Raw genomic sequence first — 8,670 nt, 5'->3', positions numbered from 1 at the left:
TCACTTAGTCTGTACGTAATTAAATATGGAAGGACAAATCGATGGAACAAATAATGCAAACATTCAATGAAAGAAGAGGGGGTCTGTGGCAGGCATTGCTGCAGCATTTGCAGATCTCGACACTTTCTTTACTGATTGCGATGGTGATCGCGATCCCACTAGCGATCTGGGTCGTTAAACATAAAAAAATATCCGAGTTTCTCTTACAGTTGACAGGGGTTTTGCAGACAATACCTTCACTGGCTTTATTAGGTTTGTTGATACCGGTCGTGGGAATTGGGACAGTTCCAGCCGTGATTGCTCTGGTAGTCTATGCTTTATTGCCGATCTTTCAAAATACCTATCTGGGTTTAACTGAGATCGACCCAGCACTGGAAGAAGCAGCTGATGCGTTCGGAATGTCGCGCATGAAAAAGTTATTTAAAGTAGAGTTGCCACTCGCAATGCCGACGATTATTTCCGGTATTCGGACTGCTTTGGTTTTGATCATCGGTACAGCCACTTTAGCGGCTTTGATCGGAGCTGGCGGTCTGGGGACCTTTATTTTGTTAGGGATCGATCGCAACAATACATCATTGATTTTGATCGGGGCGGTTGCATCTGGAGTTTTGGCAATCATTATGAGTTCATTGATCAAATGGCTGGAACATGCATCCGTAAAGACGGCTGTTTCTGTTTTGGCTGTCATCGTTGTCTTATTAGGCGGCGGTAGCGCATATAATGCTTATATCAATCGGACTGAAACTGTTACGATTGCTGGTAAGTTGGGCTCAGAACCTGAAATATTGATCAATATGTATAAGGAATTGATCGAGCAAGATGAGCAGCATATTAAGGTAACTTTGAAGCCAAATTTTGGTAAAACGACCTTTTTATTTAATGCTTTGAGAAATGAGCAAATCGATATTTATCCGGAGTTTACTGGAACAGTCTTGGAAACACTAGCAAAAAAGTCACAAAAAACAAGCGGTTTAACGGCTAACGAAACCTATGACAAGGCTAAGCAAATCATGAGAAAACAAGAAAACATCGAACTTTTGCGACCAATGAAATATAACAATTCCTATGCTTTAGCGGTCAAAGATAAATTTAAACAGGAACATCATTTAAAAACGATTAGTGACTTGCAAAATGTCCAGTCGATCCTAAGCGGAGGAATGACCTTGGAGTTTATTGATCGCGGTGATGGTTTAAAAGGGATCAAGAAAACTTATGGCTTGAATTTTCCTGTCAAATCGATGGAACCAGCTTTACGCTATCAGGCAATCAATAAAAATAAAATCAATATCGTTGATGCGTATTCGACCGATAGTGAGCTGCGACAGTACCATTTGAGTATTTTGCAAGATGATAAGCATATGTTCCCGACCTATCAAGGTGCACCAATGATGACGAAAGATTTTGCTGACAAGCATCCGCAGATCGTTAAAAGCTTGAATAAGTTAGCCGGTAGGATCACAGAAAAAGAAATGCAGGAAATGAATTATGAAGTCAATGTGCAAGACAAAGCACCAGCAACAGTTGCACATCATTATCTGAAGACCCATCACTTGTTAAAGGAGGGTGATTAAATGGCTGCTGCAATTGAGTTTCGAAATATTCAAAAAGCATTCGGAGATAATACAGTTATTTCAGGAATGGATATGAGTATTCGACAAGGTGAAAGATTTGTCTTAGTTGGTTCGTCCGGCAGCGGCAAAACAACTTCTTTAAAAATGATCAATCGTTTAGAACAACCGACTGGTGGACAGGTTTTGATCAATGGCAAGAAAGCAGAGGACTATCCGCTCCAAGAGTTACGGTGGATGATGGGGTATGTGTTACAACAGATCGCCTTGTTTCCTAATATGACTGTTTCGCAAAATATTTCTTTGATCCCCGAGATGAAGGGGACTCCTAAAAATCAACTGCAAGAAATGGCAGACTCCCTTTTAAAAAGAGTCGGCTTGGATCCGGTCAAATACCGCAACCGTTATCCGCGTGAGTTATCTGGTGGTGAACAGCAACGTGTCGGGATCTTACGGGCGATCTCATCTAAACCGCCGATCGTGTTGATGGATGAACCTTTTAGTGCTCTAGACCCGATTTCACGTGCCAGTTTGCAAGACTTGGTGTTGGATATTCATGAGCAGTTGCATAACACGATCGTGTTTGTGACGCATGATATGGATGAAGCACTAAAGATCGGTGATAGAATTGGTATTATGAGTGAAGGCCAGCTGCTGCAAGCTGCTTGCCCGCAAGAAATCGCACAGCACCCGGTGAATAATTTCGTGCGTGACTTTTTTAGAGGGAGTATGGCGAAGAATATTTATGATACTCCTGTGAATAAAGTGTTGTTAGCAACTCAGCCGCTGAATGGATTAGCTAAAGAACGGCGTGAAGATGTTCCTGTCTTGGCAGAAAATGCGGTTTTACGCGATTTGTTTGAAAAATTAAGTACTAATAATTATGTGGAGATCAGAGATCGAAGTGGACAAAGTCAAGGCTATTTAGACCGGCAAAAAGTATTAAATTATCTTAGTCAAAATGAAGAACAGGAGGACTAAAACATGGAGAAGATCTCAGAAAAGTATGATGCGGTTGTGATTGGTGCAGGTCCGGCAGGAACGGCTGCAGCTGCGGCAATTAAAGCACAAGGACAGAAAGTTGCGTTGATCGAGGAAGACTTGTGGGGCGGTACATGTCCCAATCGGGGATGTGATCCGAAAAAAATCTTATATACAGCTGTGGAAGCTAAAGAACATGCTAAACTCTTAGCGGGTAACGGCTTAAAGGCACAAATCGATATTGATTGGTCAGCTTTGATGACGAATAAACGTGCTTACACGTCTGGAATCAGTTCGGCTACCAAAAAAGGCATGGAGAGTTCAGAGGTCAAGACATATACTGGGCATGCAGAATTCGTTGCTGGAACAACAGTGAAGGTTGGCGAATGTTTGCTGGAAGCTAGTAATTTTGTGATCGCTACGGGACAGCGACCAGGGCTGTTAGATATTCCGGGCAAAGAATTTCTGCAGACTAGCACGGACTTCTTGGACCTTGATAAAATGCCGCATGATCTAACTATCATCGGTGGGGGTTATGTTGCCTTTGAATTAGCAGGGATCGCAGCTTCTGCAGGAGCTAAAGTGACGGTTATATTGCATAACTCGCGACCACTAAAAGCCTTTCCACAAAAATTAGTGACAGAGTTAGTGCAGTCCTTACAAGAACATGGGGTAGAATTTGTTTTTGATCAAGATGTTACTCAGGTGGAGCAAATTGGAGCTGGTTATCGTTTGTCAGGGACAAATGACTTCAGCAAAGATACTAATATGGTATTTGCGGCGGTCGGACGGCAGCCCAATGTGGATGACTTGGGCTTAACACAAGCTGGTGTGGAATATTCCAATCAGGGTGTCATAGTTGATCGACACTTACGTTCTACTGCAGCTCACATTTATGCTATCGGGGACGCAGCAGCATCTCCTGTACCGAAATTAACATCAGTAGCTGGTATTGAGGCCAAGTATGTAGCAGCTCAACTTGCAGGGCGCGATGACGAGATCGATTATCCAAAGATCCCGACGGTAGTTTTTTCATTACCAAAGTTGGCTCAAGTAGGAATGACAGAAAATCAGGCTCAGCGAGATGAGGCACGGTACCAAACCAAAAATATAGACTTAACAGGATGGATCACCTACAAGCGACAACATGAAAAAAAGCCATTAGTGCAACTGATCGTGGATAAGGTAAGTGAAAAAGTAGTAGGAGCGGCTTGTCTAAGTATGGAAGCCGATGAAATGATCAATTATTTGAGTGTATTGATCGGAGAAGAGTATACAGCAAAGCAGGTCAAAAAGATGATATGGGCATACCCAACAACGGCAAGCGATCTGCAGTATATATATTAGTCAGTGAAATGAGACGGTTAGAAGATGAACATTATCGGACTTAGGTAATATAGGGCATCTTTTTCACTGAATGTCTTGGTACAAAAAAGTAGTGCAATGATTTTTCTGACTTCTATGTTAGTTTGGAAAAACGGAGATAGGCAGTAATGTTAGGAGGGATCGAGTGAATAAAAAGGATGATGCTCGCCAATATTTGCTAGATTATTTTGCACAAGCTGACAAACTAAATGGAACAATTGAAGAAATGAAACAATTACGTAAAGGCAATGCACCAAAGCAAGAACAATTGGATGAAAAAGTGCAGGAATATGAGCAAAGACTGAATAATTTAAATTCTGGCAAAATTAAGATGAATCAAAGTTTAAAAGTATTAGGTTTTGATAAGCCAATAGCTAAATTTAGTCAGGAAGAACTGATCCGTTTATCAGAAATACTTGAACCATAGAGTGTAATTTTGAGGCAAAACAATTAGAGGAGAACGGTATGAGTAAGCAGAATAATGTGACACTGCTAGCTGAAAGACAGGTCCGACCAAATCCGTTGTTTGATCCTAAAGCATTAGCAAAATTTGTAGCCGAAAATGATGATCTGATTTTTGCGAAGGTTGATAGACAAGCTATGTGGTTATTTCCAAGTGGCCAGCTAGTACAGTCAAATAAAGAGAACAATCAAAAAAGAAGAGTATGTCATTATTATATAAAATACTATTTTAGATATATTGGTATGAAAAACGTGCTTAAGATAGAACAAGAAAATCCACATGTTTTCAATAATTTAGTCACAAAAGGTGCCGGAGTAGTTAATTTAGTTCCTGAAACAATGGCAGCGCTTAAAGGAGACGACCAGGACTTAACTGAGCAACAAAAACAGTTTTTGAGGGTAAATAAATACAAACTATATAGTTATGTCAAAAACCACCCGATTACAGCCAAATATTTAGCTAAGGCTGCTAAAATTTAATAAATAAGCCCTTCACTACAATTTATTCTGCAGCGAAGGGTTTGATTTTTCTTAACCTAAAAGAGCTTCTACAGAAACATGAAAATAACGAGCAACCGCAACTAATTTATTGCAAGGTGCCGTTTGATTCCAAGTTTGAAAAGTGCCAGCTGGCAATCCCAATGAAATTTCGATAGTACGTAATGGTATGTTTCTAGTAGCAGCCAAAGCTTTAATTGTTTCAAAAATCAAAAAGACATCTCCTTGCTTGTATATTCTACACACTATATTATGCAATAACTTTCACTAAATTGAAATAGCTTTCACATAGTTTAACTAAAAAAGAAGAATTAAAGGGATAACTTTGTATTAGCTTTTTGAAAGAAAGTTTGCTATTCTAATAATAATTTAAAGATGAAAGTGAGAGATCTGAGCATTGAAAAACTAATTTAACTTTTTAAAACTATCGTTAGCTGGGCAGGGTAGAAATCTAGCCATTATTTGGTGTGACTCGGATAGTTTTAAAGTTAAATTGTTTTAGTGCTACGGGTTTTTTTGTGTCTATAAAGGGATTTATTAAGCTCGCAATTTAACTTGAGAAACTACTACCTTGCAGATATTAAAGCAAGGAGGCAGTGTATGTCGCAAATTAAAATTAGAAATTTGTCTTTTTCTTATCCAGGACAGAAAAAGCGGTTATTTAATAAAGTTGATTTAAACTTAGATTCAGACTGGAAATTGGGGTTATTTGGCAGGAATGGTCGCGGTAAAACTACACTATTAAAATTATTACGCGCCAAGCTGGGGTATCAAGGGGAAATCTCGCACCAGGTGGAGTTTAATTATTTTCCCCAGGAGATCAATGATCCTAGTCAGCTGGCTATTTATGCATTAAGCGAGGCGGTTGAGTTTGAAGAATGGCAGTTGAAACGAGAATTGAATTTGATGCAGGTTGATCTTGACCTTATTTGGCGACCTTTTGCTAGTTTATCCGGTGGTGAACAGACTAAGCTTAGATTGGCATTATTATTTATTGATCAACAAAAATTTCCGTTGATCGATGAGCCAACTAATCATTTAGATCTAGCTAGTAGAAAGCAAGTGGCCACTTATTTGAGAAAGAAAAAGCAAGGATTCATAGTAGTTAGTCATGACCGTGGATTCGTTGATCAAATTTGTGATCACATTTTGGTGATAGAGAAGTCTAAAATTTCCTTATATAGCGGTAATTATTCGACTTATGATCAAGAAAAAAGGCTGTCAGATTCATTTGAGATACAGCAAAATGAAAAATTAAAAAAAGACATTGGTCGACTTAAACAGACGGCTCTTGAAAAAGAAAAGTGGTCAGGTTCTCGAGAAAGAGATAAACGCGGAGATCCGCACAAAAAGGGAAGCGGCAGTATTTATGATACGGGACACATTGGTGCACGTGCTGCTAGAGTGATGAAAAGATCAAAGTCTTTGAAAAAAAGAATGGACGATGAGATCCATGATAAAGAAAAGCTAATGAAAAATATCGAACAAGTCGATGAACTAGCACTTAATTTTCGCTCGAGCCACCACAAAACATTACTTCAAGTGGAAAATTTTAGTCTTTCTTATGGAAATGAGTCTTTATTTAAACCAGTCAGTTTTGCGATCAGAAAGGGAGAACAAGTCGGTGTAGTTGGCCCAAATGGGATAGGAAAAACCAGCTTGATCAAAGTTCTGCTAGGTACTTTTACTGGCAATAGCTCTGGAACTATCAAAATACCAGCTAATATCAAGGTTAGTTATATTTGCCAAGAGTTTGAAAAAAATGTGGGTCACTTGCAAGATTTCGCTGTAGATAATCAGTTAGATTATGAAATGTTTTTTAATAATTTGCATAAGTTGGGACTAGAAAGAGAAGTTTTTGCACAAAAAATCGAAAATATGAGTATGGGACAGCGAAAAAGAGTAGAAGTTGCTAAATCTTTGTCGCAACCAGCCGAATTATATATTTGGGATGAACCGTTAAATTATTTGGATGTATATAACCAAGATCAGTTAACTAAATTAATAGCTGAAAATAAACCGACGTTATTACTGATCGAACATGATCAGTGCTTTATCAAAAAAGTGGTCAGTGAAATTGTAGGTTTGAAAAAATAGGAGAGTTAAAAAAGTAAAAATGGCAATGAGAGGATCGATTTTTAATTCAACTTAAGCTTTTTGTAAATAGAACTAAAGGGTAAGAACATAGACATGGATCACGATCCCTGATGTTGCGTAGTTGTAGTTACTAACTATTAGTTTAGGCACTTACTCAGTAGACCGACAGGACTGCTGGGTAAGTGCCTTTTGAATTTGAAAGAATTGCAGCAAGCTCTTCTGTGATCAGAATTAATTGTTCATCTAGACTAGTAATCATTTTTAACAGTCAAGTCAATGGCCCATGACCGCAATCTTTATTAATGACTAGCCGTAATTATAAACTGAACCATTTAAGGCCCGTTCATTGATAACTTAAAAATATTTTGAAAGCGCTATCTAAAACGCGTTGACATTTAACTATAATTAATTACAATAAGACATATATGATAGCGCTATCAAATAAAGCTAATACATTAATTGGAGATTATTTTACATGAAAAAAATTAAAGCTGCTGTCTTAGATGGTATTAATGAAAATTTCAAAATCGAAAAAATTCAAATTAATGATCAATTAAGCCCACATGATGTTCGTGTTCACATTGTAGCCAGCGGAATTTGCCATACAGATGAAGCTGTTCGTAATGGCCAGGGGGGAGACTTTCCATTTCCAGCTGTTTTAGGTCATGAAGGTGCCGGGATCGTAACCGAAGTCGGCAGTGCCGTCCGCTCAACTAAAACTGGAGATCATGTTGTTTTGTGTTATGACTATGATGGGTATTGCAAAAATTGTCTAAATGGTCGTCCCGCAGCTTGTATCAACTGGAATCGTCTGAATATGGAAGGAACAAAGATCGATGGCTCTGTTCCCTTCTATACCGAAGATGGAACACCGATCAAGATGTTGTTCAATCAATCTTCATTTGCAACTGAAACCATCGTTGATGATCGTAATGTTACTGTTATTGACTCAGACATCGATTTGCGCAAAGTTGGACCTTTAGGTTGTGGTTTTGTTACTGGATCAGGAACTGTTTTTAATGGCCTGAAACCTGAAGTCGGCTCATCGATTGCGATTTTTGGGACTGGTGCTGTTGGTTTGGGTGCATTAATGGCAGCCAAAATTGCTGGTTGTTCAAAAGTTATTTGTATCGATATTGTGCCTAAACGTCTGGAAATTGCTAAAGGTCTTGGTGCTGATTATGTGATCAACAGCAAAGAAAATGATGCTGTAGCCGAAGTTAAAAAAATCACTGGTGGCGGTGCTAACTATATTATTGATACGACTGGTATCACCCCCGTCATGCAGCAAGGTTTTGATTCTTTAGCTTCTGGGGGGATTTTTGTTCCATTGGCAGTTACTCGTCATGAATTCAAGATCGATCATCCATTTGCTGATTTGACTGCTTACGAAAAAACAGTTAAGGGAGTTTTGATGGGCGAAGCTGTTCCGCAAAAAGCCATCCCTGAATTGATTGAATTCTGGCAACAGGGGAAATTTCCGTTTGACTCCTTAGAAAAATTCTTTACCTTGGACCAAATTAATGAAGCTAACCAAGCTTCAAGTTCAGGAGAGGTTATTAAACCTGTTTTGATCATTGACGATGATTATCAACCTGGTAAATAAAAAACAAATTTCAAATATGAATGGTTCCTTATAAAAAGCATTGCTACAGACGCTAGCAATGCTTTTTTAGGTGCGCCCGGCATGGGCAGTAAC

General features: G+C 38.9%; 8 protein-coding genes. 7 read left to right on the top strand and 1 reads right to left on the bottom strand.

Annotated elements, in window-relative coordinates:
• Positions 1–41 precede the first annotated feature (41 nt).
• The 5 genes from FC65_RS06905 (at position 42) to FC65_RS06885 (ending at position 4,856) form a co-directional block, all read left to right on the top strand.
• Positions 42–1,571, top strand: coding sequence for an ABC transporter permease/substrate-binding protein (locus FC65_RS06905; RefSeq protein WP_056972058.1), 1,530 nt, complete (start codon positions 42–44; stop codon positions 1,569–1,571).
• On the top strand, positions 1,572–2,549 hold the full coding sequence (locus FC65_RS06900) for an ABC transporter ATP-binding protein (protein ID WP_056972057.1): 978 nt from the start codon (positions 1,572–1,574) through the stop codon (positions 2,547–2,549).
• Positions 2,550–2,552: 3 nt separating this feature from the next.
• Complete coding sequence (locus tag FC65_RS06895) at positions 2,553–3,896, top strand: dihydrolipoyl dehydrogenase family protein (protein WP_056972056.1); 1,344 nt, start codon at positions 2,553–2,555, stop codon at positions 3,894–3,896.
• 163 nt (positions 3,897–4,059) lie between these two features.
• Positions 4,060–4,341: a hypothetical protein gene (locus FC65_RS06890; RefSeq protein ID WP_056972055.1), complete on the top strand. Its 282-nt coding sequence runs from the start codon at positions 4,060–4,062 to the stop codon at positions 4,339–4,341.
• Between the two features lie 38 nt (positions 4,342–4,379).
• The gene (locus tag FC65_RS06885; RefSeq protein ID WP_056972054.1) at positions 4,380–4,856 is read left to right on the top strand and encodes a hypothetical protein; all 477 of its coding nucleotides are present in this window, start codon (positions 4,380–4,382) and stop codon (positions 4,854–4,856) included.
• Between the two features lie 51 nt (positions 4,857–4,907).
• Here the strand turns inward: FC65_RS06885 and FC65_RS06880 are convergent, their stop codons facing one another.
• A complete protein-coding gene (locus FC65_RS06880) occupies positions 4,908–5,087 on the bottom strand; it encodes a hypothetical protein (protein WP_010495906.1) in 180 nt (59 codons plus the stop codon).
• Positions 5,088–5,474: 387 nt separating this feature from the next.
• Here FC65_RS06880 and abc-f point away from each other — a divergent pair, with 387 nt between their 5' ends.
• Positions 5,475–6,971 (top strand): ribosomal protection-like ABC-F family protein, encoded by a 1,497-nt coding sequence (gene abc-f / locus FC65_RS06875; RefSeq protein ID WP_056972053.1) that lies wholly within the window; start codon positions 5,475–5,477, stop codon positions 6,969–6,971.
• 475 nt (positions 6,972–7,446) lie between these two features.
• Positions 7,447–8,577 carry an NAD(P)-dependent alcohol dehydrogenase gene (locus FC65_RS06870; RefSeq protein ID WP_056972052.1) on the top strand — a complete coding sequence of 377 codons (1,131 nt, stop codon included), beginning with the start codon at positions 7,447–7,449 and terminating at the stop codon, positions 8,575–8,577.
• Positions 8,578–8,670: the final 93 nt, after the last annotated feature.

This window comes from Ligilactobacillus acidipiscis DSM 15836, from assembly GCF_001435755.1.
Classification (GTDB): Bacteria; Bacillota; Bacilli; order Lactobacillales; family Lactobacillaceae; genus Ligilactobacillus; species Ligilactobacillus acidipiscis.
The sequence above is the reverse complement of the archived record's forward strand: the minus strand, read 5'-3'. Positions and strand labels throughout refer to the sequence as shown.